Source organism: Fibrobacter sp. UWB5, assembly GCF_002210295.1.
Lineage (GTDB): Bacteria > Fibrobacterota > Fibrobacteria > Fibrobacterales > Fibrobacteraceae > Fibrobacter.
Window position 1 is genome coordinate 184,456 of the sequence record NZ_MWQH01000002.1, and the last position, 26,853, is coordinate 211,308.

The following is a 26,853-nucleotide window of genomic DNA, read 5'->3' on the forward strand; positions in this document are numbered from 1 at the left end:
TTCTTTGACTAACAACAGTTAAGAAATCCAACAACCAATAAACATAAAGGAAAAAACAAATGACATACGAAGCAAGAGGAAGGTTCGAAGAAACCTTCGCAAATGTACCGGGCGTGACCGTTTCGGAACTCAAGATTACCTGCGACGACCATGCGCACGTTCTGCGCTGGATGGCAGCTGTCGTAAAGGAATGTACGGGCGTCGCACTTGAGGAACGGATAAAGTTCAGCGTCTATGAAAAGATTGACGACGAACGCGTGAACTCGAAGGAGTATTTCGTTTACGAGGGAGGCGAGAACGTCTCCTGGAACAAGGTGAAGATTTAGCCGACCGCTGCATGGTGCAGGCGGTGGCCTAGATGGATTGAATCGAAGATGGACAGACTGGAAAAGGAACTTGAACAGATAATCGTGATGGAAGATGCAGGGCTTAGCCTACGCTCGCTCTGTCGCATTTATAAGGAAACCGTGCTGGACGACGAGTCCATGAAGGACTTTCCGCTTGAGGCGAAGCAGTTCGCCGTTGCGGAGAGCCTTACCAAGGGCTACTGCGGGATAGCACGAAAGTTCGGGTTTAATGATGAAAAGTTCATGTCTGGACTCATGTCAAACTTTATGCTGCCACTTGTGGCCGCGCTGCATTATATCGTCACCAGGAATGGTGAAAGGAGTACCGATGAAGATAATCGCTGATGAAGAATTTCTCGACCGAACCGAGGCTGGGAATTTTATCGGGATGGCGACATCCACTTTCGACAAGCTGTTGGCAAAAAGCCGCCACGGCAAATTGGTCTATCCGCTGGAAGTTTACCAGCCGGGCGGACGCGGCACTCCGATGTGGTTTAGCAAGTCCAGGTTGAAGGAATGGCTCAACAATGTCATTTCCAGCGGCGGCATCGCCGTTTGTGCGAGAAAGACGCACTTCACGATGGACGAATTTTAGGAAGATACCTCCTTGACGCACGAAGGCCCTGGCTCATGCCGGGGCCTTTTCTATTTTTGGGTCATGGTCGAGATTGAACACGCATTGAGAAACTACTTGGTGAATCCGAACGACTTGGATTTGGGTTTCGCGATGGCTGCTTTGGCTCGAAAGACAAAAGCGCATTATCGCGAACTGGGAGGCAACCTAAAGAAGGAAGCTGTCACGCTCGGCAAGACCTTCGCAGTTGATTTGAAAATCGGCAAATGGCCCGATGTTCTTGACGGAAAGTTTGAAGACAACTTTAAAACAAAAACCGTTTCCTTCTTGAAAAAGATAAACGGCGATGTGCATAAGGCTGCGGAGCTGATGCTGAAACAGTGCTTCGACACCGTTGAAAAGAATGTCAAACGGTGATTTTTTGTAATTTATAAAGAAATGAAAACAAACATTCTTTTTCCCATCCTCTTTGCAATATCTTTAGAACTTCTTGTCGGATGCAGTGATTCCGCATCCAGTTCGTCGGAAGAAAAGAATCCTACGCTATATACTTCGGTGGTTCGTGGAAAGTGTGCGGACGCTTCCTCATCCAGTTCGTCGGATATTGAGAAGAAGATTTCGTCGCTAATTGTTGGTTATGGTGAACATTCAGCTGTTTATTTAGGCGATTGCAGAGGTTGCTTTGACTTGACTCTTTACGCTTTAGATTATTGTGACGTTTCCGCTGATGTAGCTTTAGATTTTGTAGATGATACTCTGTTTATTTCTTATGTAAATGTGCAAGAGGCTTCCAAGTGCACCTGTTATTCCTCCCATGATTTCAAGGTTCCATCAGTGAATTATAGGTATGTCAAATTTAATGAACAAGTTTTTTATGTTGTTGCATCGAACATAAGGGGTGTCTGCTCAAATACAGGGGAATATAAAAAAGGTTATTGCGTCGAGAACGGACCGACGCATTTATAGCAAAATAAGCTCGCTTTCGCGAGCCTTTTTTATTTCTTGTTGAGAGCCTTTTCCAGGTCGTCTTGCAGCAGGTGACTGTAGGTGTCCAAAGTCTGGCGCACGTCTTCATGGCGCATCAACTGCTGGACGATTTTCGGGCCAACGCCGGAACGGATAAGGTTGGAGGCGAAAGAGTGTCTCCACTTGTGATTTGTCGCATCGTCGCTCTTATATCCCGCAGCTTCCACTGCAATTCGCAGCGTTTCGTTGCACCTGTCCGCATGGTCGAAACGGGCTGTCGCGAACATGCCGTCTTTCAGCTTGCCGTAGCGCTTGATTTCCGCCTTGAGGCGGTCGCTAATCGGGAGGAACGCTTCCTTGTCGCCTTTGCCGACGACGCGCATCTTTCCGTCCTCCTGGATGCACGACGGTCCAAATCGGCAAGCCTCCGCATGACGCAAACCAGCGAAAGCCATGACCGACCAGAACAGTCTAAATTCCGGGTCGGGCGCGTTGTCGAGAATTTTTTCAATCTGGTCGGGAGTCCAGAACGCCTTGGCGCGTTTCGGAACCTTGGGGAACGCCACGTCGCGGAACGGGTTGTAGTCGCCCAGGTCGTAAATCTTAGCCGCCCACTGGCAGAACTGGCTTGTGCAGCGCACCATTTCGTGCTGGGACTTGGGCGCGTACCTTTCGGACAGCCACACCGCCCAGTTCGTCGCCTGTTCGGCATCGAAGCGCATGAGCGTCTTGATGCCGTTTGCGTCAAGCCATTCCCTGAATGTCTTGAGTCGGTACTTGTAAGCGAGGTGAGTCTTGGAGTCGTCGCCCTTGGACGCCGCGACGGAATCCAGGAACTTCGGGAGCGCCTCGTCGAAGCCCCTGTCCTTCGGCATGAGCTTGCGGCGGATTTCCTCGGGCATGAACCTGGCCGCGTTCATCATGTTCAGCCATTCCTGTGCGTCGCTCTTGCGCTTGGTTTTAAGGCTTATGTAGGAGAACTCGCCATCCTCCGCGATTCTCCCGTACCATGTAAGGTTGCCGCGATACTTGTACCGCTGCGATATGCTGTAGCTTTTCATACAAACAAATCTACTAAAATTTGCCTAAAAGTCGGCTCACAAAAAGCTCACAAATGTCTCACATCATACCCGATTTTTGGCGGTTTCTCCCGTCTTTCGGGAAAAACCATTACAAGCGATGGAGAACCGCGACAGACAGTCCAAATCGCGCCGGAAGCCTTGATTTTACTGATGAAAAAGGCCCGGAGGCTTTTGCCTTCGGGCTTCCAATGGAGTACTTTCTGAAAATTTTTCGGGGCTGGGTTGATAGTCCGCTGCTCTAACCAATTGAGCTAAAGTCCCGATAATGGGCCAAATATAGTCTTTTTTCGGGAAAAATGTTGTATTAAAGGCCGAGTTCGCCGAAAATGAGCAGGTATTTGGAAATGGTCCTGCACCATTCGTAGTGGAATCCACTGTAGGCGTTTACCACGCACTTGTCCCAGTCGGCCACTTCGGTCTTGTAAACGTTTACGGCGTCTTTAGCACAACGTAACATCTGGTGCGGCGCGTTGGCGTCATCGACTAAGAAGGCGTTTGCTTCGCCAGCGGTTTCAAGCGAATAGTTGGTGAGCATTGTCGAAACGCCCACGGTGCGGCCCGTCAAGGGAAGTGTGCCTGCGGCCATGGCTTTCAAGATGATGGATGACGATGGTTCGCGGAGGTTTGCGGCGAACAGGACGTCGGAACCGGCCAGCGTGTCGCGGAGAATCTGCGTGTTGTCGTCGTCGCATTCAAGGTCCTGGACGCACATGACGTCGGGGTACTGCTGTGCGAAGTCCTTGTAGTAGTTCCATTCGTTGTCCAAAGACGAAATGCCCACGATGATGAAAATGTCGAGGCGCGCGATGTCCGAAAGAATCGTGGCGAGGGTTTCGGAAGTGTTTCCGGCTTCTTCGTCGAGGTGCACGTAGAGAACCATCTTGCCATCGAAGTCTACGCCCAGATTCTGCTGCAGTCGGGCGCGGGCCTTGGCCTTGGCTTCTTTGATGGGAAGGTTTTCTTGGATGTTGAAGTCCCAAACCTGGTAGCTCACACCGAACTGCACGCCGATTAACTTGTCGGCGTTACGGTTCAGGAATCCGCTGATTCCACCGGGGAGGTTGGTGTTGAGCATGGCGTCGCGGTAGCCGGGCGAGGGGAACAGCACCTTGGTGGCATACAGGATACCCACCTTCAGAAGGCTGACTTTGCCCCAGAATTCGTAACCGTCCATATTGTAGTCCTTGCGCGGAAGACCGATTTTTTCAATCTCGCTTGCGGGAATATGGAAATCGTAGGTGATGTTGTGGACGGTAAAGAAGAACGGGATTCTGCCGGCGTATTCCTTGTAAGTCGTCTTGGCGAGAGCCCCAGCGAGGGCGCCGCCCCATTCGTGACCCAGAATGGCGTCACATTCAAAATTTGTTTCTTCGGCGTAGGCGAGGGCTGCCGAGGCGAGGAATGCGAACCGGATGTGGTTGTCGGCATACGGGGCGCTTTGCGGCGGACTGTAGACGTAGGGTCTGCCGAAATATTCCTCATTGTAAATATATGTGTGCAAAGGGTCCTTGTCGGACACCCAGATTTCATAGGGCTTGTTCTGGAGCTTTTCGACACCGGTATATACGCAGTGGTAGCTGCCCACGTCGACCATCAGGTTCTTGAAGAACGGCGAACAGGTAAGCACCTTGGTGCCGGCGCTTGCGAAAGCGTCGGTCATGCGGTTGACCGCGGTTGCCAGAGGGCTGGTTTTGCGCCAATTTCCGGCTTCGGGGCTTACGACGAGGATGTCCATTCCTGCTCAATACTCCAAATAAAATTTTACTTATAGATAAAGTTTAACATAAATTTATTTAATTATTTTTATAAAGTATAATCTCGGGGAAAGAATTCTCGGGAAAAAAGGTATTATTACTAAACAAAATCACTCAGCTGAAGGAAAATCAAATGAAAAAACTCTTTATCGCCTCTCTGGCTGCTGCCGTCGCATTCACGATGGTCGGCTGTAAGGGTACTAACGAAAAGCGCGGTGACGAACACCTTAAGGAAGGTCGTTATCGCAACGCTATCAATTCTTACCTCGAGGCTAAGAAGAAGGGTAGCATGTCCGATGAATTCTATGATAATTTCACGCTCGCTCTGGTCCGTGCTGCAGAAACTGAAGCCAAGAAGGACTTGAACAGCGATCTTATCAACGGATACTTCGACAAGGCTTCCGTGAACATGGCTGAAGTCCAGAACGCTGAAGTTGTTCAGGAATATGTGACGACACTTGCTAACATCGGTAAGATGCAGGCCTCTCAGGAAGGCATGGACTACGGTACCATCGTGAACGCTTTCGCAAAGATCGATACCGCTCTCGTGACCGCCAAGGCCAAGGGCGCTGGCGAAGCAGCCGTGAAGGCAATCCGTACCGAAGCTGAAAACGCTTACGTTGCCAAGAACCTCTCCGAAGCCGTGGGCGAATCTGACCCGGTGGTGAGCGAATACCAGATTATGAAGATTGCCGAAATGGCTCCGGAAAATGCCGACGTGAAGGCCGCTCTGAACAAGAGCCGTAAGGGCACTCGCGGTTACTTCTTGATCTTCGGTGAACAGATCGGTGAACCGGTCAGCCGCCGCGTGGACAAGTGGGGCTACGTGATGGCCATGCCTACCCTCAAGATGGCTCCGGGTTCTCTCTCTGCAGAACTCCAGTTCTGGGCTTCTACGGGTAACAACACTGAACTCGACCCCTCCAAGATCAAGCTCGTTTCTACCTCTGGCGAAGAAGTCTTTGCCAAGGGCAACAGCGGCTGGTGCGAAGCTGAAGTGCTCGTAGGCAAGAAGGGTCAGGAAAAAATCGAAAAGAAGAAGCAGAGCTTCAAGGGCAAGGGCAAGCTGATGAACGAATTCCAGTGCTCTGTGAACGTGAGCTTCTCTTTCCCGAAGTCCTTCGTGCCGGACTACATCGAATACAAGGATGAATTCGGTATCGGCCGTAAGTACCTCGGTCAGTAATAGACCGCTCGGTTCTATAGCGTAATTGGAAAGGTGAGATTACTCTCGCCTTTCTTTTTTTTGCATCTAAAGATTCTTGCTTGTGGAAAAATAAATGAAGGCTAGTTTTGTGCTGGATGTACAAGTCTAGAATAGCAACCGGGGCGTTATCCTAGATTAAGTCTAGGACTGGTTCAGGTGTTCCTGCAGTGGGTTTGAAGGGCTCTGCGATAGCCAGGCGTTACGGGCTGGCGCTTGAAGCCCGTTAGAAGGGGTCGTGTAAGCCACGACGAATGCCTGTCCGCTAAGCGAACATTCGTCGGCCGAAGGCCGAGGCCATGTGAGCGTGCGGAGCAGGCAGAGTTGAGGCTGAAGCGAGGGGAAATCTTTCCCCTTCATAAAAAAAGAGCCGAGCTTGTCGCCCGGCTTTTAATCGTTGTGCGATTTACTTAAAAACTAGCCTTGCCGCTCAAACCGAGGGAGAACCTGCCCTCGCCGAACGGGGTATCGTTGTTATGCTTGCCGGTGAAGTTGTAACCGTACCAGATAACGATTTCGGTGTTCATGGTGGGGTAGAGGTAGTGGTTCATGCCCAGGAACTGGAAATCGTCACCGTGGGTTTCCTTGTCCGGATCGTGGTATTCGTAAGAAACACCCAGGGTGTACTTCTTATGAATGTTGAAGCTCGGTTCGACGGCGAAGAGCATCTGGTCTTCGGTCATGAGCTGCGGGGCCGTTTCGTATTCCTTGTCGACGATTGCGTAGAAGAACGTGGCGCCCAAGTTGAAGATGGCGTAGTTCATGCTGGGTTCGAGCAAGAAGGAGTGTGTGCCCTTGCCCTTGTAGGGGTGCAGGCCCCAAACGGCGTAGATGCCGTAGTTGAACTTTTCGAAGCTCTTGGAGTAGTCGACTTCGGTACCGAGCACATAGGTGTAGGGACGGCCGATGTCAGAACCGAACACCCAGTCGAGGCTCGGCTTGATGATCAAGTGTTCGTCAGTATGGTTCAAGAGCGGGAACGCATAGGTGAGGAACATGGAAAGCGTGTGGTCGGTGTCGTCGGAAGCGCCCAAGTAGAAGGCGCCCGTGCCGTACTTTTCGTTACCGACTTCGGCACCGAAACCGCGGAGGCTTTCTTCGCGGGTAATGACGGCGTAGCGGGAAGCGTCGCGCCAGAAGTAGTAGTTGAATGCGCCTGCGCTGTAAGTCATGTCACCGAAAATAAGGGTGACTTCGTGGCTCACGTCCCAGCGGAACTGGACGCCGTCAAAGTCGAAAGAGTTGTAGCGGCCTTCCGAACCCATGGCGGTGGAACGGGCGAGACCGTGGCGGACTTCGGATTCCTGGAGGTCACCGTTCTGGTCGATATAAGTGCTGTGCGTAGTTCCCATGACGACTACAGAGATGTTTTCGTCGAGGTGGGCATGCAGGGCAAGGTCAATGTCCTGGTTTCCTGCGTTCGTGGGGTCAAAATCGCGGTCAAAGTAGCTGGCATAGTCCATATTCACATCGCCGTGGACTTCGATGTCTGCAGCGAGCGCCAGGGTGGCGGAGGAGGAAATTACCAGTGGCATGATCAATTTGCGCATATCAGTTTCCAATATGATTTGAAATTTCTTGTGCAAAGATAGAAATATCTAGGCAAAAAAGCCAAATACAGCGTGTGCGATTTTTGTAAATTTGCCCATATTCCTGTTAATGAGGTTCCTAGATGTTCGATCGCATTAGGCTAATTAGGCTGTTTGTAATTATAGTGGCGCTTGCAGCGAATTGCGTTTTCGCTTTATCCGCCGACGAGGCCATGGAAAAATCCAAAGCTTGGTTCAAGTCGGGTAAGGCGTGGAACCTTGATTTTAGAGTGCAGGTGTTTTATGCGGAATCTCCGGATATCGCCTCGCAGAACGGAAAACTCTTGGTGGCCGAAGGGGACCGCTTTGTGCTGGATATGGCTGGAATCAAGTTCTATAGCGACGGCGAAAGCCTGTGGCAGCACAATGTGGAACAAAAACAGGTGCTGATCAAGTCGGTCGAAGATTTGTCAAGTTCGTTGCACCCTTCTGAACTTTTGTTCAAGTACCTGAATTGCAAGGCGAAAGAAATCTCGGAAGGCGAATTCAACAATCAAAAATTGTGGGTGCTGAAGTTGGACCCCTCCAAGTACAAGGGCCAGTTTACGCAGATGGAAGTCTGGCTTTCGAAAAAGGATTTTTCGCCCAAGCGCCTTTATACGGTGGACCCTTCCGGTAACGGCTCGTGGTACAATATTATAAACCTTTCGGTGGTCAAGTCCTGGAAGCCCGAAGACTTCAAGTACAAGCCGGTGAAAGGCGTAGACGAAATCGACATGCGGTAATTTATGAATAGACTGTTCGGAAAATACGTGAATGCCTTGGCGCTTGTCTTTACCTTTGTGGGGGGAGCGCTTGCGGCAGAGACCTTGTTCAGCAACGGTGCGCTGAATGTGAGCGAAACGGGAAAAACGGGAACATTGTGGGTGTTCTCCCGTGGCGATATTTATAGTGGCGTGACGCTGTTGGAACTTAAGGTAGGTTCGAACGGCGTGCAGGTTGTGGAATCGCGTCAGGACCAGATGACGGATTCGGTAACCGCGACACAGAATGGCATTTTTAGAGACGTGCTTGCGGAGCACCGCAGGACGCCCTCGGTTTATGCCGGCAAGATTGGCTATGTGCTGCCGATGTTTGGCCTGGACGATGACGGCGAGTATTTGCAGCCGACGGGAATTTTCAGGGTGGGCGGAATTGACAATATTTATGAAACTCCGCTGGAGGTGCCCGAAGCGCTGTCGGATTTGGATACGGCCATGTACTATGCCGTGAGCGGCTTTGCGTATGATTCTTCCAAGAAACAGCTTTGGATGGCCCGCGGTGCAGCAGGCCTCGGCCTGTACGATGCGTCTAGCAATAAAGCAAAGCATGGCTTGTATCAGTTGAACCTGAAAACGGGTGTGCTTGATTCGGCAAAGTCGAATTACAAGTGGGAAGACAAGAAGAACCCGCGCATTTTCGATGTCAAGCTGCATCCGGAAACGGGTGACATCTGGATGGCGACTTCCAAGGGACTTTGGAAGCGTAGCGCTGACGGCAAGGTGGCCAAGGCGTCTACGGCGCTTGATACGAGTGCCCGCGTTACGGGACTTTGGATGGGTGGTGACCCGCTGACGATTATTGCCGAAACCTCGCGCATGGAAAAGGAATCGATGAAGGGCGCCTTGTGGGTGCTCCGCGAAGGGGACAAGGATTTTGCGAAGGTGAATTTCTTGGATACGGCTGGCAAGAAACAGAAGAAGGATATTTACGACGAAGGCGACTATACCGTGAGCGACGTAGCCTTTATCGGCAATACGGCCTTTGTGGCGGTTGCCGTTTCGGGCGGTGACGTGAGTGGATACTTCAAACTGGATTCTGCCGGGATTCGCGCTTGGGACGTGGATGACGACGGAAAGAGCGAATGGCTTTATGGCTATGCGACCGGTGCCATTGACCGCGATTTCCGCATTACTTCGATTTGCTCGTTCCCGCTTGCCAAGAATGTGACTGGCCTTGCGCTTGCTACCTACGGCAACGGTATTTCTGTTTCGGCGGATTCAGGCAAGACTTGGACCCCGATTTTGAACCGCGCCAAACTCGGAAACGATTTGGGTTCCGTGCGCATGGTGCCGTCGGTGATTACGGCGGGTGACCAGTCGCTTGTCTCTTACAAGGTGGGCAAGGATTCCAAGATTACGATTGATGTGTTCAGTTACGACATGCGCAAGATCCGCACGATTGTAAAGAGTGTCCCGCGTGGAGCGGACGCTTCGCGCAGTACGAACCCGAAGGAAGACTTCTGGGATGGCAAGGACAAGGCGGGCAGGCCCTGCACCATGGGCGTGTACTATGTGCGCGTCAAGGATAACCACGGCCATATTGGCTGGGGCAAGGTGATGACCTTGGGAGGGCACAAGTAATGAAGAAGATCCTGTCCATTCTCGTGATCACTTTGCTTGCGTCTTCTGCGTTTGCTGGCAAGAAGGCGACGCTGGGTAGCTTTGACGGCTTTGTAGAACGTATGGGCGCGGGCACGCGCGAACTGGGCCGTGGTAACACGGGTTCTGCAGATACGGCGTCGATGCCTGCGGCTTACTGGAACCCGGCTATTCTTGGCTTTAGGGAACACTTGAGCTATAACTTGAACGCCGAAAAGCGCGACCTGGACCGTATGGGTGGCTCGCTTGGCCTGGAAGGCCCGGTGGGTAGGCGCATGGGTATTGGCTTTGCGATGCTTTACCGTGGTGACTTGAACTTCGACGTGATTAACGAAGACGATGAAACCATGGGGACGGCAACGCCTTACTTTACCATGATGTATTTGGGCCTTGCTTACCGTGCCACGCGTCGCGATGCTTTCGGCTTGTCGTTCTCGATGAGCTACGACAACATGGACATTTCGGAATACTACGAAGGCGTCGCTGAAGTAGTCGATGATTACCGCAGTCCGGTGACGATCAACTTGAGCTGGATCAGGCAGTGGAACGAAAAGTGGTCGACGTCCGTGGTGATTCGCAACTTGAGCTTTAGCAAGAACCTGTCTGCCAGGTGGAGTAAGAATACCAGTACCGACAACTCTGTAGAAAGTACCGAGGGCGTACGCCCGAAGGTGCTGCAGATTGGTGTGGGTTACCGTTCCAAGATTGCGGGCTTGCCCGTGCATGCTTGGATGGAAGCGCTGGATTACCAGGTGGCCGACACGCTCCTGGCCTTTGACCCCGATTTGCACGTATGGACGGGGCGTGTGGGCTTTGAATGCGAAGTGATTCCGGACGGCACGCTCCGTGTGGGTATGGATGACCTGGACTGGACGGTGGGTGCCGGCTACAAGTTCATGATTCGAATCGGCAAGAAGAAATACCCCTTCGACGTGAACTACGCCCTGATTTACGAAACCGAAGCGGGAATCTGGACTCCGCTTAGCTTTGGCCTGCGGGGCTATATTCCGTGATTTCAAGGATCTATATAGACGGCGTACGCAGCTTGTCTGGCTTTGAACAAGAGTTTGGGCCGGGAATCACTGTGGTCCATGGGCCAAACGGTTGTGGCAAGACGTCTATATTGGAATCGGTGCATCTGCTTGCGCAAGGTTTTTCGTTTAGGGCGCGCGATTTAAAGGAAATGATTGCCTGGAACGGCGATGAATTGATTCTGCGCGCCGTTTTCAATGATGCAGACCGTGAAACGAAGCGCGCCATTCGCGTAGGCCGCCGTAGCACGGACGTGCGCGAAAACGGGGAAAGCCTTAAGTCTCCGACGGCGTTTTTTGGAAATATTCCGGCTGTGGTGATGCAGCCTTCGGATATTGAACTTTTGCGCGGGGCGCCCGAAGTACGCAGGCACTGGCTCGATGAAATTCTCTGTTACCGCTCGCAGGCAAATGCCTCGGTACTCAAGCGATACCGCCGCATATTGCAACAGCGTAACCAATGGCTGCGCCAGTACAAGCGCGAAGGCTTTGCCACCGGTGGCGATGAGCTGTTGGCGGTGCTTACGGAACAGCTGGTAGACTTGGGCGCCAAACTCTGGGCCGCACGCATTGAACTTTCTAAAGAGATCTCGCCGATTATTACCGGCTATTACCGCAAGCTTTCGGGCGGGGTAGACGAAATCACCTGCGCCTACAAAAGTTCGATTCTCAAGGAATTGGACGCCCTCGATGGCGCGGAATTCCTGGACGATTCCGAACTGGACAAGGCCGCGATGGCTGCCGATAAAGGCTCGCTCTATATCGCGTCGGAATCGGGTGCCGCCGAAGACGGCTCGGTTGACGAAAACGCCTTGCGCGAGGCTTACCGCCGTAAGCTTGCCGGCCTGGAATTTGCCGAGAAAATTCAGGGAATTACGCTCTCGGGCCCGCATAAAGATGACTTGGGCGTATGCATTGGCGATTCCGAAATGCGCACTTGCGGATCGCAAGGCCAGTGCCGCTGTGCCGCGGTCGCCATGCGTTTCGCCGCGGTCGATGTGGCGACCCGTTACCTGAGTAAACCGATTCTTTTGCTGGACGACATTTTTGCAGAACTCGACGTGAACCGCCGCGATGCGGTGGCGACTCTCATCCGTGAAAAAGCCTGCCAGGTGATTATCGCGACTCCGCAGCTAGAGGAATTGCCGTTTACTGCAGAAGCTAGTATAGAGCTTAGAACTTAGAGCTTAGAGTTTAGAACTTAGAATTTACCGTTAGCTACCTTTAGGCGGGAGCTTAGACTTGGTAATGGAATAAATAAAGAGTCGCCAAAGGCGACTCTCTAAGCTCTACCAACTAAGTTCTGGTAAAAGCGGCTTTGCCGTATAAATTACTTCTTCAGCAAGTCACGGATTTCGGTGAGGAGCTTTTCTTCGGCAGACGGTTCAGGAGGTGCCGGAGGAGCGGCCGGGGCTTCTGCTTCCTGCTTACGCATGTTCTGCATGAAGCCGAGGAACTTCTTCATGACGATGAACACCACGATGGCGACAATGAGGAAGTCGATGATGCCGCCAATGAAGCTTCCGTAAGGAATGGTCACGCCTTCGGCCGTCGTGAATGCGAGAGCCTTGAGGCCTTCGCCAGCATCCTTGCCGCCGCCCATGGCGATAATGGCGGTAACGCACGGCATAACGATGTCGTTAACGAAGGAAGTGACGATTTTGCCGAATGCACCACCGATGATCACACCGATAGCCATATCGACGATGTTACCCTTGAACGCGAAGGCTTTGAATTCTTCGAGCAGGGACGATGCTTTACCTTTGATTCCCATATTGGATCCTTTTGTTAAAGTTAAGATAAAAATATGTTTAAAATATCGCTTTGGCAAGAGGGTTTTCTAAATTTTGCACGCTATGTCGTGGTTCGTTTTAGCTTTACTTTCGGCGTTCTTTTTGGGGTGTTATGACCTCGCCAAGAAAAAGTCGGTTCAGGACAATGCCGTCCGTGTGACGCTGTTCTTTTGCAGTGCTTTTTACGCCCTCTTTATGAGTCCGCTCCTTTTGACAGGGCATTGCGAATCCTTGCCTTTGCAAAGTCATGTTTACTTGTTCGGGAAGGCGGCCATTGTGGGCGGCAGCTGGATTTTGACTTATAACGCGCTGGCCCATTTGCCCTTGAGTATCGCGACAACGATTCGCGCGCTTGCGCCCGTATTTACGATTTTTATTGCCGTGACTTTTATGGGCGAACGCCCCTTTGCGCTCCAGTGGATAGGTGTTGCCATTTGTATCTGCTCTTATGTGGGCTTAAGCCTTGCGGGTCGTAAAGAAATGGGGCGTTTCTTCAGCAACGGCTGGGTAATCTGCATGGTGCTGGGTACGCTCTTGGCGGCTTGTAGCGGCGTGTACGACAAGTTCATTCTGCAGCGCATGAACTTTGACCCGCTTACGGTTCAGGTGTGGTTCAGCATTTACATGGCTCTCTGGCAGTTTGCCATTTGCGCGGTCACCTGGTTTCCGACGCGGCACAAAACGACTCCCTTTAAATTCCGCTGGTCCATGGTCTTGGTGGCGGTACTCCTGATTGTGGCGGACCGCTGCTATTTTGTGGCAGTGAGTGACCCTGACGCCTTGATTTCGATTATTACGGTGTTCCGCCGCTCTAGCGTGCTGATTTCGTTCTTTGCTGGTTTACTACTTTTCAAGGAACGCAAGAGCAAGATGAAGTTTGTCGCCCTGCTCGGCGTGATTTTGGGTATTTGTCTAATCGCTCTCGGTAAGTAATGATTGGTATTACAGGTACAATTGGTGCAGGAAAGTCGCTGGTCGGTCGCATTTTGCGCGACCGTAAAATCCGTGTGATTGACGCGGATGTGGCGGTGCATCACTTGTACCGTGACGACAAGAATCTTCGAGCGGCGATTGCCAAGGAATTCGGCGAGGACATGCTGACCGAAAAGGGCGTGAGCCGCACGCGCATGGCGAATTTGGTCTTTAGCGATTCGACGGCAAGAAAGCGCTTGGAATCGTTAGTGTACCCGGCGCTGACTCAGTACCTGCTCCGTGCGAATCCGGCTTTTGTCGAGGCGGCCTTGTTCGAGAATGTTCCCGAATTGGTGGCCGAACTCGATGAAATTTGGGTGGTGAGTGCTGCCCGGGATGTCCGCAAGAACCGCCTGATTGAAAATCGCGGCTTTAGCGAAGACGATGCGGAACGCCGTATTGAATTGCAAGCCGCCAAAGAAAGGGAAGACGAATGGATTCGCCTTTTCCCGGGCAAGAAAATCCGCTTTATAGACAATTCCGGCGACGAAGCGCAATTGCAGAATGCAATTAAAAATATATTGTAAAAAAATGAATTTGCGTTAGCAAATTCGAATCAGTGTGACAAAAAAGATTCTTGAGTATGAAACAAATGCAGCATCAAATGATGCTGCATTCGTTTTGTATTGGGTGGGATTGGGAGGTTTCTTTTAGCGGACCTTTTTGCCGCCGATGCTGAAGTAGCTCTTGATTCCGTTTCTGTCGGTGTATTCCACCTGAACCTTCTTGCCGCGGAGAACGAGGCGCTTGCTGCTTGCCTGCGGAGCGGCCTTGATTCGGTTGCGGGCTGCCGGAATAGAGGTAAGTTCGTACTTGGCCGAAACCGGAGTCTTGATGTCGTAGGACTTTCCGGTGGCTGCGATTGCCTGGAGGCTGCCGATCACGTAGGCGAAGGGTGCGTTCCAGTTGATGGCGACTTCGTTGGTGGCGTAGCTACAAGAGTTGTCGTAATAGGATCTTGCGACGGCGTTGGCGTCGTTGTATTTTTTGGCGCAGTCCGTAGCAGAGGCGTTCGGGCCACCGGCAATCATACCCGGAACGGGGGCGTCGATACCGTCGGCCTGGCTCGGGCGGTGGTGAGGATTCATGGTCGGGTTGACGCCGTAGCCGGTAAGGTAAGACTTGTCAAGCGGGTTGCGGCCCAAAATGTAGTCCACAATGCTCTGTGCTGCATTCAGGTACTTTTCTTCCTTCGTCAAGATGTAGGCGTGAATGAGAATCATACCCTTGTTGGCGGCGACACCGTTGGAACCCCAGTAGAAGTCTCCCTTGGCAAGGGCTACGCCGTAGCCGTTGTTATCGAGGGACTTGATATAGCTATCGGCCATCGTGGTGATGATGGAGGTGGCGGAGTCGACCATTTCGGCTTCAAAGGCATCGGGATTGGTAGCGATGGTGAAAATGCCTAGCATGTAGTTGTTCTGCCAGCTTTGGAGAACGGCCTTCTTGTTGTTGATCGGAAGGGACTTGATAATGCTCACTACAGAGGTGTCGCCACTGACGCGGTACATTTCGATGTTGGTCCAAAGCTTGGATGCCCATTCGACAGAGCCGGTGTAGCTACCCGTACTCACGTCGCTCGGCTGTTCGAAAATTTCGTAGGGGTGAGTCAAAGCCCAAAGGCGAGCCTTCTGGGCGGCGTCAATGCACTTCTGGGCGAATTCGGGATCGTACGGCTTGTAGATTTCGGAAGCGAGTGCGACTACGGCTGCGAAATCCCAAGAAGCTTCGATTCCCTTGCCGATTGCAAAACGCTGGGCGGTTCCCTTTTCGGGCATGATGGTTCCGGCGAACTGCTTGGTGGTGAGCTTGTGGAATACGCCACCGTCATCGTCCTGCATGGTGAGCATCCAGTCCAAATTCCAACGGATTTCGTCCAGAAGGTCGGGGACTTCGTTGCTGCTTTCGGGAATGTTCAGTTTGAGGGTGTCGTAGTATTCCTTGTTCTGCTGGTAAAGCTGAAGGAGCGTGTAGGTAGAAATGCCGGAGTTCACGATGTACTTGCCGTAGTCGCCAGCATCGTACCAGCCCTTGGAACCGTTAAAGGTTGCTTCGGTGTCGGTCTTGCCGGTAGAGGGGTGGTACTTGACGGCGGTATCGAGGTGGCCTGCGGCGCGGGCGTAAATGCCGGCGTATTCTTCTTCAAGAGCGGTAGAGGCGCGCTGGAAATAGAAGAACTTGATAGATGCCTTGGCGGCTTCTTCGAGGGCCTTGTCGCCAATGGTAATGGGGTGGCCGATTGGTTCGTCATCGATATAGGCTTGGTACTTGCCTTCGGTCTGGATTTCAGAGAAATCGACCAGGGAGGCGGCGGTATCGCCTGCAGGAATCCAGACTTGGGCCTCGGGGGCCGTCACTTTTAAGACTTCGGTGCCGCTAGAGGTCTTGAAAACGATTTCTTTGCCTTCGGCGCCAACGACGGCCATTTGCTTTTGAGCTTTGGTCAAGAAACCGACCTGGTTGTGGTAGGCCGTTGCAGCGAACAGGCTGCTTGCGCTCAGTGCCGTAATCGCAAGCATGGGGGAAAGAATTTTTCTGAACTCCATAATACATCCTTGTTTGTTTTCTATAAATCTAGACCATTTGAAGAATGGTAGGTAGGGGGCGGAGGGTAGAAAGTGGTTACGGCTGAAAACTAATGAAAGGCGCGAAATGTTATATTTGCGACGTGATTTATGAGCTCCGTATAGAAAAGATGGTGCAGGGCGGCGAAGGAATGGCCCGCCTGCCTGATGGACGCGTGTGTTTTGTGCAAGGTGCGCTTGCGGGCGAACTTTGTCAAGTGGAAATCTTGCAGAATAAGAAGGATTTTACGCGGGGTCGGGTGATTAAAATCACGGAAAAGAGTGTAGACCGCGCGGAGCCGAGATGCCCGCTTTATGGCAAGTGCGGCGGGTGCAGCCTGCAACATCTGGAAAGTTCTGCACAGGCCGCTTGCTCGGCGCTTGTGGAACGCGAAAACTTCAGGCGAATTGCCCGCATTGAATTGCCGGAAGATTTCAAGATTCATACGGGGCCTGCGTGGGGTTATAGAAACCGCGCCCGTGTGGTGATTGCCCGCGCTAAAAATGGCAAGGTCAGCTACGGATTCCGCATGCAGAAAAGCAACGGAATCATCCCGTTTGCAAACTGCCCGGTGCTGACTCCTGCACTCAATGATTTCTTGAAACAAAACGCTTCGCGAATCTATGAAGAATTTGTTCGTAATTCCAAGCGTCCGCCCAAGAATTTTGAACTGGACGTGAATGTGTTCGATAACGGGGCAGGCAAGGTCAGCTATTATTACAAGGGAATGCCTGCCGCCGATTTCGAAAAGAATGCCGTGAGTGTCGTCGAAATTGCGGGCAAGAAAATCCGCTCGGACGCCTCGGTGTTTTTCCAGAGCAATTTGTCGCTCTTGCCGGAACTTGTGATTGCCGTGCAAAATGCGGTTGACGAAGGCATTGCGAGCGGTGAGGCGAGTGATGCATGGCTAATCGACTTGTTCAGCGGAGTCGGATTCTTTGCGGCGATTCTGAAGGACAAGTTTAAAAAGGTGACGACCGTAGAACGTGACGATGGCTGTTTGACGCATGCCCGCGTGAATTTGAACGGGGGCGTTACGGGGGGAACCCCCGTCCCCATCAACATAGAGAATGTGTCTGCCCCCGCAGAAGATTGGCTTGCCGAGAACGTGGTGGACGTGCCGGCAACCTTGATTGTAGACCCTCCGCGGACGGGGCTTCCGCCGACGGCGCTAGAGGCCATTGCAAAAAGTTCCGTGAACCGCCTGATTTACGTTTCTTGCGACCCGGTGACACTTGCGAGGGACTTTGCGAAGTTCCGGGAAGCCGGTTTTGCCCTGAAAAAGGCCGAAGGGTTCGCCTTTTACCCGCAGACACCCCATTTAGAAATGTTGTTTGTGCTTTCGAGATAGCCGACAAACTAGTATTTTACTAGTTTAAAAGTGCATACAAGGAGGCACGTATGAAAAAATGGTTCGTTGCATTCATGGCGGCGATGGCTAGCCTGTTTGCAGGATGTTCGGTTGAGGAAACCGCTATCGTATGCGGAAGAGAATGGAACCCGGCTCTCGATGTCGTGGCCGATACCATGAGCGAGTTCGAATTGAGGGACCCGCTGATTGTGCAGTTCCGTTATGGAAAGAGTTTTGACTTTTCGATGCTCAAGACAACCTTCTACGAAGGCACGATTGCCCACAAGGGCGAAAAGATTTGGGACCACGAAGTGGCCGTTAGTGACAAGCAGTGGGTCTATACGCTGCAGGGCAAGTCTCGCCATCATATGGGAGTGATGACCGCCCGAGAACTATGTCGCAAAAAGGAACCGGGCCCTGTTGTCATTGAAGTCAGTGGCGACGGCAAGGTGCTTTTGTCCAAACAGATTCTACTTACTAAAAATCGGTAATTCATGAAGAAAATTTTATGTGCAGTCACAGCTGCCCTTGTACTCGGCGGTTGCGGTGAATCCAAAGTGAACGTGAGCTATAAGGTGGACGCCCCTGTTACGGTGGAACTTTATGCCGAAGGATATTTTTCGACAATTGACTTGAATGGTACCGAACAGATGGGTACGGTGACGGCTGCCTATGCGAACCTGACGTATTCCAATGCTGGCGATACCTTGAAGGTGCACCGCGATTACGTGATGGACAAGTCTCGCGGATACTTGAAGAACTATATGCCTTCGGAACTGGCTTGGCGCGTCAAGTCTGTGGATATGGCTGCCGTTGATCGCGAAGTGAAGACGATTGAAGGCCTTGAAGACGGCTACGATTCCCTGCTGGCCCGCATTCCGATGCCTGAAGTCTGGCGCAAGCAGCTCTTGAATCCGGATTACAAGCCGCACCTGAGACGCCTTGAAAAGCACCGTTGGGAAATGGACCACATGCTTTTGGGCGAAGTGCCGACTAAAGGGAACATTACGCAGATGCTCAAGGACCAGGGCCGCTTGAACTTTGCCTTGATCCAGGTGGATTCCGTGGTGGTGAAGGGTTTTGAAAACCGTGACCATCGCCGCTGCCTGGACTATGTGGTGTACCTGCAGGAAAAGGAAAACTTCCCGTATTACATTTGGGAACAGCACGTGAATAGCGGCATTGTCCCCGAACAGTTCAAGAAGTACAATAAGGGACTCAAGGCGGAATACCAGACCCAGTTCGAGGTCATGATTGACCCGACGACGGGCGTGCCTTGCCAGGAACGTGAAGTCAAGGTCGGAACGCATACCATGGTGAACCCCGACACGAAGGACACGACGACCTTCAAGAGCCAGATTACTCTTGAAAGACTGTATACGATCAAGAAAGCGGAAGAGAATGAATAATTAGTGATGTGAGATGAGAAATGTGTGATGTATAATTATTAATTGTTCATATCACATTTCACATAGCACATTTTAATGGCCTATGCATAAGTTCTTTAGTGTACAATTGTTTCTCTTAGCGGCACTTGTCATGGTTGGCTGTGCCACGCACCCGTCGCCGCAACAGACGATGGTGGATGACCGTTATATGGTCTACAAGGAAATGGAGAAGGCTTACCGCGCTGCCGAAGAAGAATACCTTAACCTGCTCTTTAACATTGAGCGCATGCCCGAAGAAGAAGAGCTGTGGATCATGAAGCGCGACAAGATGCTGGAGCTGATGCAGTTGAAGGAACTGATGCTCAATGCGCGCGCGGAATTGGACCAGGCCATGCAGGAATGGGAACGGCATATGCTGGACTTGCAGGCCGAACAGAAAAAGGCGCAGGTCAAACCCTACAATCCGAACTTTACGGGTAAGGATGGCCAGCGCACAAGTCCGGGACAGTTGCTCCCCGGCGAAGTCAAGCCCAAACAAAAATACGGCGAACTCTAGTCCGCCCGTTGGCTATTGCCAACTGTTGACAACTACATCGCAAGGCGAGAGTCGCGGACAAACCGAAGGTTTGTACATGACCGAGCCTCAGATGTAGCTACAAATACATGGCTTACTGCCATGAATTTATGACCTCGCTCTAAGGCGAATGATGCGACCACACTTGTGTGGGCATATCTGAGCCGTAAGCGAGGCGGTTAATAGTTGGCTATTGCCAACTATTAACAAACCCCATTCCAATGGCGAATTTGATTCGCGTGGGGGCTATGCTTTCGGGTATTGCCGGAAGGTCGATGGGCGTAAGCTTTTTACCCCCATGCAAATTCTCGTCTTCGTCGATGCGGTTCAGGCCGCGGGCAAGCGTGAGCGAAATGTCGAACGGTACGCTGTAGAAGATTCGGTTGCTCATGCGGAAGGTTAAGCCCACGGAGCGGTCCCAGAAACGGTGGTCGGTGAGCTTGTCGGTGTCGAACCACTTGCCGTTCCAGACGGCGCCCATTTGCGAGAACAAGTCGATGTAGAAGCTGCGGGTTTCGAAAATCCATGCGCTCTTGCGCCAGTCGTCATAAACGGGGTAGAGGTAGTGGAGCTCGGCAATGGCGGTGCGCATGCCGGCGAGCGTGTAGTTTTCGGAATTGCGCAGGTAGGGGTAACCTTCGAGGAATACAGGGTTGTAGTAGTACGAATCGAGCGTGTCCTGCTTGGCGTCGGTGCTCCACTTGTACACGCCGCTAAGCTTGCCGCCGGCCGCAAGGCGGGCGCCCGTAAGCGGACTCTGGAGGCTGCCGTAAAGATTGATGCCGACTTCGTGGATGTTGAAGTTGCGGTACTTGGGCGTAATCTTGCCGCTTGCGTTAACGGTAAAGCTTTCGGCGAAGGTACCCGGGCGGAACAAGTCGGAATTGCTGTACTGGTAGAAGAGCCTGAGGCCGTTGCCCTGGCCGTTGATCTCGGTGTCTTCGGCGTGGTCGCCGTAGAGACCGAGTGCGACGAGAGTCGTAAAGCGGTTCTGGTAGGTCCAATCGAAATTGTCTTCGTACAGGTTGAAGTTTGCCCAGTCGTAACCGGCGGCCACCTGCAAGGTGTCGATGCTCTTGAAAATACTGTAACCGGCGCCTGCGACGATAGACTGCATCGAAATAGCATAATGGCTGACGCCGAGGCTGTCTCCGTTGTTGGCGCGAACGTCTTCGTAGCGTATGGTGTCTTTGCTGGTATAGTTTGCGTAAGTGTACGAAAGTCCGAGGTCGAGCGGAGTGCTGTGGTTTTCCCAAGACACGAAGAATTCTTTTTCTTGCCTGGGGTTGAGTCCGTCTCCGTTGATGTAGTCAATGCCGTTGCCGATTTCGAGCAAGAATCCGATTTGGACAGTGTTCTTTTTGAGCGGGTCCGAAAGGATAGCGGCAAGACCTGCCTTGGCCTTGAGCTGACCTTCGCCGAATACGGTCAGGTCGGGAGCGTTTTCGCTAAAGACTATCATCGGAACGAACAGCGGAATATAGGGGATGGGCTTGTAGTCGCGCTCGATGCCGGCGAATTCGATGTCTGCAATTTCAAGCGGCTTTTCGATACGGGGCGTGAGTGTACCGTGGAGTGTGATTTGTGCATCGGCGGGCTTTTGCGAGACGGTGCGCGTGGTGTCTGTGATTTTGAAGACGGAATCGCGGAGGGTGATTTGTGGAACGCAAGGCACAGAGTCTGTGGATTGCTTCGCTTCTTCGGCGCTCGCAATGACGCTTGTATCTTTTGCCGTTTCTGCGCAGCTTGTGTCGGCAATCTGAATGACGCTGTCGCGCTCGGTCACGGTGACGGCGGTGTCGTTTACCATCGGGGTGGCACCGTAGGGCATCTTATAGAGCGAGAAACCGTCTTTGTCGTATTCGGTAAAGTAGAGCGTGTCGCCTGCAAGTGCTGGAGTGAAAGCGCCGCCGACTACGTTGGTGAGCGGGCGTTCGCTTCCGGTGGAGAGTGACTTTTCGATCAGGTTGAAAATGCCGTTCCTGTTACTGGCAAAGACGATCTTGTCGTCGTCAATCCAGTTCACGTCGCGTTCGTCATAACCTTCGGTGCTGACAATCTTGAAATTCTTGCCATCGCTATCGATGACGGCAATGCCGCGGGTCTTGTCATCGAAAAAGCTGAAGGCGATGTGACTTCCGTCAGGGCTGAACTTCGGGCTATAAATGTTGTAGTAGTTGAATTTGGAATCGGGAACAAAGAGGTCAACCGGATCTTCGGAGGTGTAATCCTTGATATTTTTCGGGTACGGAACTTTGGCGAGCTTGAATCGCGTGCTGTAAGGTTCGCGCATAGCGAAGATGACTGTGGTGCCTTGAGCATCGATGGCGGGATACACGGCGTCGGCGAGGTAGGTGACAGAAACAGAATTCTTGTTGGTGTCGCTTATGGCGATATCAAAGTGGGCATGGCCATCCTTGTCGCGGTTCTGGTAGCTTACATAAGCAAGCGTCGGGCCTTGCACGCTGTCTTCGTGGACATCGATACCCTTGTCGAGCCAGGGCTTCTTGAGCTTGAATGCGTGCTTGGCGTAGTCGCCGATTTCAATCGTGGAGTCTGCGGTTTCGTTTTCAACGGTGATTTCGCCGATTTTGACGCCATCGATGACTTCGTCCTTTTTGCTCGTGTCTTTAGGGCTGAGCGGCATCTTGAACAGTCCGCCGTCAAACCAGGGGCCGCCAAAATTCGAAACGCCGTACAGGTTCTTGCCTGCGACAATCGGGAAGTCTTGCCAGAAGGAGCCTTCGGTCATCTTGGTGCCTTCGACGAGAGTGCCGAGACTGTCACGCTGCGCCTTATAGGCTTCAGTGATTTCCTGTTTCCATTGGTCGTAAAGCTCCTGTTCGCTTATGCCGAGCACTTTCTTGATTGCGCCATCGAGAGTCATGCGGTTGTACTTGGACATTTCGTGCCAAATTTTCGGCATGGCGTCTTCGCCGTATTTCTGGCTGATGTAACGCACCAGCGAAAAGCCTTGCGTGTAAGGGCCGAGTTCCGCAAACAGCGAATTTTCCGAAAATTCGTGCATGTAGGGGAGCGTGAGCAGACTATCGTTCAGGGCTGCCACGCGGAGTAACATGTCGCGGTGGGTATCCCAGGCGTCAAAACCCATGCGGCTCGATTCGTACTGGGCCGTACCCTCGGCAAACCAAAGCGGCTGCAGCGTAAAGGGAATCATGCTCGCAAAATCTTGCGTGGTGCGTTCGTTGTAGTAGTCGGTATAGCTGATTTGCAAACCGTAAATACTCGGTTTGAACTTGCTCGCGTTTTCGATACTGACCAAGTGGCTGAATTCGTGCGTGACTACGTCCGAAAGCCAACCGTGGCTGCTGCGGATTTTGAAGTCCCAGTTGGTTAGCCAAAGGTTGATGGAGTTTTCGCTTGGGATGGCGTTACCGTTACTGTAAAGGGCATTGTTGAGAGTCGCACTCACGCGGCCAGGCAAGTCGCGATGATAACGGGTGACGACAGAATCGTAGACAGCCTCGGCGTAGGCGGAAACTTTTGCAGCATGCGAACTGTATTCGGCCGGGTAAATAAAGTTGAAGTGGTCTGTGCTTGCCGCCTTCCAGCGAATGTCGCTATTGTTGCCATAAAAACCATTGGCAAAGGCTGCTCCAACACATAAAAATAAAAGGCTCGAAATAGACGCACGCATAGTGTTTAAAATATACAAAAAAGGGGGGGGGTAAAAAAGCCGCGCAACCTGTAATGGTTGCGCGGCCCAAGGAGCTAATGATGTTGAAGTTTATTATTCAGCGGCACCGAGGCCAAGGGCCTTGTCGATACCGTCGATGAGCTTGGTTCCCTTGAGATCACCTTCGAACAGCGAGAAGTTGCCGGTGTAGCCCCAGTGGGTCCAAGGAATCTGGAGCGTGTCGCAGATTTCGCGCATGGCGGTCAGGTAGTTCAAACGGTCCTGTGCGGTGGAGCGGAGGTTCAATGCGCCGAATTCGTTGATGATGACCGGAACATTGTTGGTTGCAGCCCACTTCTTGGCCTTGAGAATCTGTTCCATGATGGCTTCCTTACTGCCGGTCTTGTAGTAGTTCTTGATATTTGATTTCACGTAACTCTGAGTGCTCTTGGTGACACCGAAGTCGCCAGAAACCGTAGACCACTTGGCCGGATCGTAGGGGAACGGGATTCCCTTGATGGTGGCGTAGTCGGTCCAGGAACCACCCTGGTGGGTGAAGGCGAACGGTTCGTAGGTGTGAATCACATAGACGATGTTGTCGTCGGTGAACGGGGTTCGCTTGGCGAGCAAGCTGATCGAATACCACTGGGCATCACCGAAGAGAATCGTGTGCTTCTTGTCGACGCTGCGGATGGAATCGATCATGGCCTGTGCGGCAACGGTCCACTGGGCGGCGGTTACCTTACCTGCGCTCATGTCAGGTTCGTTCAGCAGTTCGAAGAAAATGTCTTCGCGAGTGTTTTCGGCATAGTGGGCGGCCACATGCTTCCAAGTTTCAGCCATCATTTGGATATACTTGTTATCCTTGGCGCTGGTAGCGTTGTAGCTATTGTCATATTCGTGGTAGTCAATCACGAACGACATGTTGTTTGCAGCGGTCCATTCCACGAAGGAATCGAGAACGGTAAAGAGCGTGCTGTCGTCAAAGGCGAGTGCGACGGTTCCCGTGGTGTCCTTGACGAATGCGTCGCGGTTGGTGGCGTACAGGTCAAGGTCAATGGGGAGTCTCAGGCTCTTGATTCCGTTGTCGGCCAAAAGCTTGATGTCGGTTGCGTCGAAGACGAATTCCTTGAATTTGCCGTCGGCATTTTCGAGCCAGTTCGTGAAGTTGATACCCTTGTTCAGGTACTTCATGGCCTTTGCCTGCAGCGGGTTCGTGACCGTGATTTCGGCTTCGGTGAATTCGATCTTCGGAATGACCGGGTCGTTGATGGTCATGTCGGGCTTGTCCGCTTCGACTTCAGAAGTGTCTTGCAGGTAAATGTTGTCAATAAAGAGCGAATCGCTAGTGACCTTGGCGTTACCCTTGGCCTGGAAGCTGATTGCCTTGATGTGCTTGGCATCGAATGGAACTTCTACGCCCCAGCCGCCTTGGACCAAGTCCTTGAAGCGGATAACAGCCTGGGTCCAGGTGCGAGAGGCCTTGACCTTTGCCAGGTGAACGTCGTAGTCCGTGACATCGGAAATTTCGATATGGACTTCGTGTGCGCCACCCTTGTACCAGTAGGTAATGCCACCGAAACGACCGTTGGCATCGTCTTCGGCAACCTGAATGCCCCAACCCACATACGGGTCGTATGCGTATTCGCCCTTGTCGAGCGTGTAGTTGACTTGCAGGGCGTATTTGGAACCATTGTTAACGGCGCCGGCGATAATGTCACCGTCTTCGTTTACAGGGGTCGTGATGACAGAGGCTCCGTCGTTGTCGTTATCGTTATAAGTGTACCAATAGTTGTCGATGGCTGCAGAATGGTTGTCGCCATCTTCGAAGTCGTCCACCAGGAGGCCCTTGCCTTCGGGAAGCGTGATGGGGCCTTCAGGCGGAAGAGTAGACGGATCCACAGTCGGATTTGTCGCTGCAGATGAATCGGTTGGATTAGTGGTAGAATCTGCCGGAATCGTGGTGGAATCCGTCGGAAGCGGGGTGGGTATAGTCGTCGAATCAGTCGGATTTACTGCCGGTTCGTCGGGGGCAGCCGACTTGCTGGAATCGTCGCCGCAGGCACTCAAGAAAAGAAGCGCTGCTGCAGAGAGTGCTAAACTGGATTTAGTTTTGAAATTCATGTGAACCTCATTGTGTTTGAAACCTTGGGTTGTCCCAATTCCCTTTTTGCCTTAAATCTATTATTAAATAGACAAAATGAACTTAGTAAATTGGCTTGTTTTTGCGTAGGTGTATCGGGTGTGTTGCACCTTTTGGGGCTTTTTTTTTGCTATTATTCTGTTTAAATGCGCTTTTTTTCCGAGAAATACCACGAATCCATTTGCCTTGTCCGTAAGGAAAAGCCTGTGGATGTGTGTTGGGAATCACAGAAAAATCCGGATCGCCGTTATAAAGGTTGCAACCGAATCGACTTACATCAAGGTGAAATTCCTGCATTCGGTTACGTGTCTGGCGATAATTTAAAACCGGTGGGCGTGTACGTTGTCGTGCGAGGCCGAAAGGTGCCCGATGGCGTTTATGCTTATGATGCTGTAGGCAAAAGCAAGGTTCCCGATGTGGTGGGGCAATTGGTTCGCGTGGGTGGCCGCGAAGAAATGAAAAAGATTGTGGCCGCCTTCCCGGACAAGGATTTTGCAGAAGAAGCTCCGCTGATTTATATTTTTACGGGCCTTTTGGAACGCTCTGTCTGGCATTATAGAGAAGCGGCTTATGCGCAGGTGATGCAAGACGTGGGTGCCTGTGCCGCAAGTGTCATGCTCCATTCAAAATCGAAGGGTGCAAAGGTCTTTGCTTTGGGCGGTTTTGTCGATGACGAAATTGCGGTGACGCTCAACTTGCCTGCGACAGAAATTCCGCTGGCCGCCTTGGCGGTGTTCCCGGAATATAGCGAACTTGCGTTTGAATCGGTGGACGGAGGCGTTGGCGAAACGGCCTACTCGAACCGTAGCGAGATGGAACCGGATGTAGGCTACGATCCGGCCCGATACCCGGCTTTGTTCATGCGCCAGAACCGCGCCGAAAACATTACCGATCTTACGAAATGTATTCGTATTCGTAGACTTTCTGCCCAGGCGTATCCGGGCGAAGAATTCCCGCTGACGCCTGCCAAGTACGATGCGGCTAGCTACTTGGGTAAGCTTGAAGATGTTGAAATGTCTTCGAGGAATCAGCACCCGTTTAGAAAAGTGGGCTTTGACCTGGATGATTTTTCGAGTATGCTCCGCTGGCTTGAAGTCGGGCAAATCAATTTGTTCGGTGCAGGGCTTCTAAAAATCTGGGTGATTTCCTTTGACGTGATGTTTGTGTACCCGGGTGTTTATCGCTATGTGCCTGTTCGCAAGTCGGTGTTTATGCAGTCGGCGATATTGAACATCAAGAAATTTGCCAAGTGTCATGCGGTGCCCGAAGTGGCCGAGAATACTGCATTTGCGCTCTTGCTTACGGCGGATTTGAACGAATCTTGCAACTTGCTTGGTGAACGCGCGTACCGTTACATGAATTTGAATGCGGGCTATATTGCGCAATCGATGAACTTGTCAGGGCAAATGCTTCGCAAGGCGACTCGCTGTGAGCGGTTTTTCTATCACGATGAGTTGAAAAAGCTGTGCGAAATTCCTGAAGGCGAAAGTATTGTCGCCGAAATTCTGGTGGGAAAGGCGTAA

At 52.0% G+C, this 26,853-nt stretch carries 25 protein-coding genes; 17 read left to right on the forward strand and 8 right to left on the reverse strand.

Features of this window, described 5'->3' with window-relative positions:
- Positions 1–59 precede the first annotated feature (59 nt).
- From B7989_RS05180 to B7989_RS13835, 5 genes are all read left to right on the forward strand, one after another.
- Positions 60–326: a hypothetical protein gene (locus B7989_RS05180; protein ID WP_073324061.1), complete on the forward strand. Its 267-nt coding sequence runs from the start codon at positions 60–62 to the stop codon at positions 324–326.
- Positions 327–374: 48 nt separating this feature from the next.
- Complete coding sequence (locus tag B7989_RS05185; RefSeq protein WP_088627505.1) at positions 375–692, forward strand: hypothetical protein; 318 nt, start codon at positions 375–377, stop codon at positions 690–692.
- The gene (locus B7989_RS05190) at positions 676–942 is read left to right on the forward strand and encodes a hypothetical protein (RefSeq protein WP_073324065.1); all 267 of its coding nucleotides are present in this window, start codon (positions 676–678) and stop codon (positions 940–942) included. Before B7989_RS05185 ends, B7989_RS05190 begins: the two co-directional genes overlap by 17 nt.
- Before the next feature lie 63 nt (positions 943–1,005).
- Complete coding sequence (locus B7989_RS05195) at positions 1,006–1,338, forward strand: hypothetical protein (RefSeq protein ID WP_073053478.1); 333 nt, start codon at positions 1,006–1,008, stop codon at positions 1,336–1,338.
- 21 nt (positions 1,339–1,359) lie between these two features.
- Positions 1,360–1,887 carry a hypothetical protein gene (locus tag B7989_RS13835; protein WP_143154615.1) on the forward strand — a complete coding sequence of 176 codons (528 nt, stop codon included), beginning with the start codon at positions 1,360–1,362 and terminating at the stop codon, positions 1,885–1,887.
- Between the two features lie 29 nt (positions 1,888–1,916).
- Here B7989_RS13835 and B7989_RS05200 read toward each other — a convergent pair whose 3' ends face one another.
- Complete coding sequence (locus tag B7989_RS05200) at positions 1,917–2,948, reverse strand: tyrosine-type recombinase/integrase (RefSeq protein WP_073053476.1); 1,032 nt, start codon at positions 2,946–2,948, stop codon at positions 1,917–1,919.
- A 325-nt stretch (positions 2,949–3,273) separates the two neighbouring features.
- Positions 3,274–4,704, reverse strand: a complete 1,431-nt coding sequence (locus B7989_RS05210; RefSeq protein WP_088627507.1) for a glycogen synthase — start codon at positions 4,702–4,704, stop codon at positions 3,274–3,276.
- A 152-nt stretch (positions 4,705–4,856) separates the two neighbouring features.
- On the opposite strand from B7989_RS05210, the gene B7989_RS05215 reads away from it, so the two are divergent.
- A complete protein-coding gene (locus B7989_RS05215; protein ID WP_088627508.1) occupies positions 4,857–5,909 on the forward strand; it encodes a hypothetical protein in 1,053 nt (350 codons plus the stop codon).
- A gap of 162 nt (positions 5,910–6,071) precedes the next feature.
- On the opposite strand, the gene B7989_RS13840 is transcribed toward B7989_RS05215, so the two are convergent.
- Positions 6,072–6,287, reverse strand: coding sequence for a hypothetical protein (locus B7989_RS13840; protein WP_144264970.1), 216 nt, complete (start codon positions 6,285–6,287; stop codon positions 6,072–6,074).
- A 50-nt stretch (positions 6,288–6,337) separates the two neighbouring features.
- Positions 6,338–7,477 carry a hypothetical protein gene (locus tag B7989_RS05220; protein ID WP_088627509.1) on the reverse strand — a complete coding sequence of 380 codons (1,140 nt, stop codon included), beginning with the start codon at positions 7,475–7,477 and terminating at the stop codon, positions 6,338–6,340.
- Between the two features lie 212 nt (positions 7,478–7,689).
- On the opposite strand from B7989_RS05220, the gene B7989_RS05225 reads away from it, so the two are divergent.
- Genes B7989_RS05225 through B7989_RS05240 form a run of 4 tightly spaced genes read left to right on the forward strand, consistent with a single transcriptional unit; the run spans position 7,690 to position 12,091 of the window.
- Positions 7,690–8,241: an outer membrane lipoprotein carrier protein LolA gene (locus B7989_RS05225; RefSeq protein ID WP_233144256.1), complete on the forward strand. Its 552-nt coding sequence runs from the start codon at positions 7,690–7,692 to the stop codon at positions 8,239–8,241.
- Between the two features lie 3 nt (positions 8,242–8,244).
- Entirely contained in the window at positions 8,245–9,858 is a 1,614-nt protein-coding gene (locus B7989_RS05230) for a hypothetical protein (RefSeq protein ID WP_088627511.1), read from the forward strand.
- A complete protein-coding gene (locus B7989_RS05235) occupies positions 9,858–10,889 on the forward strand; it encodes a hypothetical protein (protein WP_088627512.1) in 1,032 nt (343 codons plus the stop codon). The genes B7989_RS05230 and B7989_RS05235 overlap by 1 nt, the downstream gene beginning before the upstream one ends.
- Entirely contained in the window at positions 10,886–12,091 is a 1,206-nt protein-coding gene (locus tag B7989_RS05240; RefSeq protein WP_088627513.1) for a DNA replication/repair protein RecF, read from the forward strand. The genes B7989_RS05235 and B7989_RS05240 overlap by 4 nt, the downstream gene beginning before the upstream one ends.
- A gap of 146 nt (positions 12,092–12,237) precedes the next feature.
- Here B7989_RS05240 and mscL read toward each other — a convergent pair whose 3' ends face one another.
- Positions 12,238–12,681 (reverse strand): large-conductance mechanosensitive channel protein MscL, encoded by a 444-nt coding sequence (gene mscL / locus B7989_RS05245; RefSeq protein WP_088627514.1) that lies wholly within the window; start codon positions 12,679–12,681, stop codon positions 12,238–12,240.
- Positions 12,682–12,763: 82 nt separating this feature from the next.
- On the opposite strand from mscL, the gene B7989_RS05250 reads away from it, so the two are divergent.
- Positions 12,764–13,633: a DMT family transporter gene (locus B7989_RS05250; RefSeq protein WP_088627515.1), complete on the forward strand. Its 870-nt coding sequence runs from the start codon at positions 12,764–12,766 to the stop codon at positions 13,631–13,633.
- On the forward strand, positions 13,633–14,199 hold the full coding sequence (gene coaE, locus B7989_RS05255) for a dephospho-CoA kinase (protein WP_088627516.1): 567 nt from the start codon (positions 13,633–13,635) through the stop codon (positions 14,197–14,199). The genes B7989_RS05250 and coaE overlap by 1 nt, the downstream gene beginning before the upstream one ends.
- A gap of 123 nt (positions 14,200–14,322) precedes the next feature.
- Here the strand turns inward: coaE and B7989_RS05260 are convergent, their stop codons facing one another.
- Positions 14,323–16,218, reverse strand: coding sequence for a glycoside hydrolase family 9 protein (locus B7989_RS05260; RefSeq protein ID WP_088627517.1), 1,896 nt, complete (start codon positions 16,216–16,218; stop codon positions 14,323–14,325).
- 122 nt (positions 16,219–16,340) lie between these two features.
- Between B7989_RS05260 and B7989_RS05265 the strand changes: the two genes are divergently transcribed.
- From B7989_RS05265 to B7989_RS05280, 4 genes are all read left to right on the forward strand, one after another.
- Entirely contained in the window at positions 16,341–17,588 is a 1,248-nt protein-coding gene (locus B7989_RS05265) for a class I SAM-dependent RNA methyltransferase (RefSeq protein ID WP_233144257.1), read from the forward strand.
- 50 nt (positions 17,589–17,638) lie between these two features.
- Positions 17,639–18,079: a hypothetical protein gene (locus B7989_RS05270; protein WP_088627519.1), complete on the forward strand. Its 441-nt coding sequence runs from the start codon at positions 17,639–17,641 to the stop codon at positions 18,077–18,079.
- A gap of 3 nt (positions 18,080–18,082) precedes the next feature.
- Entirely contained in the window at positions 18,083–18,997 is a 915-nt protein-coding gene (locus B7989_RS05275) for a hypothetical protein (protein WP_088627520.1), read from the forward strand.
- A 130-nt stretch (positions 18,998–19,127) separates the two neighbouring features.
- Positions 19,128–19,532 (forward strand): hypothetical protein, encoded by a 405-nt coding sequence (locus B7989_RS05280; protein WP_088627521.1) that lies wholly within the window; start codon positions 19,128–19,130, stop codon positions 19,530–19,532.
- 208 nt (positions 19,533–19,740) lie between these two features.
- On the opposite strand, the gene B7989_RS05285 is transcribed toward B7989_RS05280, so the two are convergent.
- On the reverse strand, positions 19,741–23,208 hold the full coding sequence (locus tag B7989_RS05285; protein WP_088627522.1) for a hypothetical protein: 3,468 nt from the start codon (positions 23,206–23,208) through the stop codon (positions 19,741–19,743).
- 93 nt (positions 23,209–23,301) lie between these two features.
- Positions 23,302–25,311: a carbohydrate binding domain-containing protein gene (locus B7989_RS05290; protein WP_088627523.1), complete on the reverse strand. Its 2,010-nt coding sequence runs from the start codon at positions 25,309–25,311 to the stop codon at positions 23,302–23,304.
- Between the two features lie 165 nt (positions 25,312–25,476).
- On the opposite strand from B7989_RS05290, the gene B7989_RS05295 reads away from it, so the two are divergent.
- Positions 25,477–26,853 (forward strand): nitroreductase family protein, encoded by a 1,377-nt coding sequence (locus B7989_RS05295; RefSeq protein WP_088627524.1) that lies wholly within the window; start codon positions 25,477–25,479, stop codon positions 26,851–26,853.

Bases quoted from the DNA above. Each gene is read 5' to 3' on its own strand.
- B7989_RS05180 (WP_073324061.1), top strand. From the start codon at position 60: ATGACATACGAAGCAAGAGGAAGGTTCGAAGAAACCTTCGCAAATGTA.
- B7989_RS05185 (WP_088627505.1), top strand. From the start codon at position 375: ATGGACAGACTGGAAAAGGAACTTGAACAGATAATCGTGATGGAAGAT.
- B7989_RS05190 (WP_073324065.1), top strand. From the start codon at position 676: ATGAAGATAATCGCTGATGAAGAATTTCTCGACCGAACCGAGGCTGGG.
- B7989_RS05195 (WP_073053478.1), top strand. From the start codon at position 1,006: ATGGTCGAGATTGAACACGCATTGAGAAACTACTTGGTGAATCCGAAC.
- B7989_RS13835 (WP_143154615.1), top strand. From the start codon at position 1,360: ATGAAAACAAACATTCTTTTTCCCATCCTCTTTGCAATATCTTTAGAA.
- B7989_RS05200 (WP_073053476.1), bottom strand. From the start codon at position 2,948: ATGAAAAGCTACAGCATATCGCAGCGGTACAAGTATCGCGGCAACCTT.
- B7989_RS05210 (WP_088627507.1), bottom strand. From the start codon at position 4,704: ATGGACATCCTCGTCGTAAGCCCCGAAGCCGGAAATTGGCGCAAAACC.
- B7989_RS05215 (WP_088627508.1), top strand. From the start codon at position 4,857: ATGAAAAAACTCTTTATCGCCTCTCTGGCTGCTGCCGTCGCATTCACG.
- B7989_RS13840 (WP_144264970.1), bottom strand. From the start codon at position 6,287: ATGAAGGGGAAAGATTTCCCCTCGCTTCAGCCTCAACTCTGCCTGCTC.
- B7989_RS05220 (WP_088627509.1), bottom strand. From the start codon at position 7,477: ATGCGCAAATTGATCATGCCACTGGTAATTTCCTCCTCCGCCACCCTG.
- B7989_RS05225 (WP_233144256.1), top strand. From the start codon at position 7,690: ATGGAAAAATCCAAAGCTTGGTTCAAGTCGGGTAAGGCGTGGAACCTT.
- B7989_RS05230 (WP_088627511.1), top strand. From the start codon at position 8,245: ATGAATAGACTGTTCGGAAAATACGTGAATGCCTTGGCGCTTGTCTTT.
- B7989_RS05235 (WP_088627512.1), top strand. From the start codon at position 9,858: ATGAAGAAGATCCTGTCCATTCTCGTGATCACTTTGCTTGCGTCTTCT.
- mscL (WP_088627514.1), bottom strand. From the start codon at position 12,681: ATGGGAATCAAAGGTAAAGCATCGTCCCTGCTCGAAGAATTCAAAGCC.
- B7989_RS05250 (WP_088627515.1), top strand. From the start codon at position 12,764: ATGTCGTGGTTCGTTTTAGCTTTACTTTCGGCGTTCTTTTTGGGGTGT.
- coaE (WP_088627516.1), top strand. From the start codon at position 13,633: ATGATTGGTATTACAGGTACAATTGGTGCAGGAAAGTCGCTGGTCGGT.
- B7989_RS05260 (WP_088627517.1), bottom strand. From the start codon at position 16,218: ATGGAGTTCAGAAAAATTCTTTCCCCCATGCTTGCGATTACGGCACTG.
- B7989_RS05270 (WP_088627519.1), top strand. From the start codon at position 17,639: ATGAAAAAATGGTTCGTTGCATTCATGGCGGCGATGGCTAGCCTGTTT.
- B7989_RS05275 (WP_088627520.1), top strand. From the start codon at position 18,083: ATGAAGAAAATTTTATGTGCAGTCACAGCTGCCCTTGTACTCGGCGGT.
- B7989_RS05280 (WP_088627521.1), top strand. From the start codon at position 19,128: ATGGTTGGCTGTGCCACGCACCCGTCGCCGCAACAGACGATGGTGGAT.
- B7989_RS05285 (WP_088627522.1), bottom strand. From the start codon at position 23,208: ATGCGTGCGTCTATTTCGAGCCTTTTATTTTTATGTGTTGGAGCAGCC.
- B7989_RS05290 (WP_088627523.1), bottom strand. From the start codon at position 25,311: ATGAATTTCAAAACTAAATCCAGTTTAGCACTCTCTGCAGCAGCGCTT.
- B7989_RS05295 (WP_088627524.1), top strand. From the start codon at position 25,477: ATGCGCTTTTTTTCCGAGAAATACCACGAATCCATTTGCCTTGTCCGT.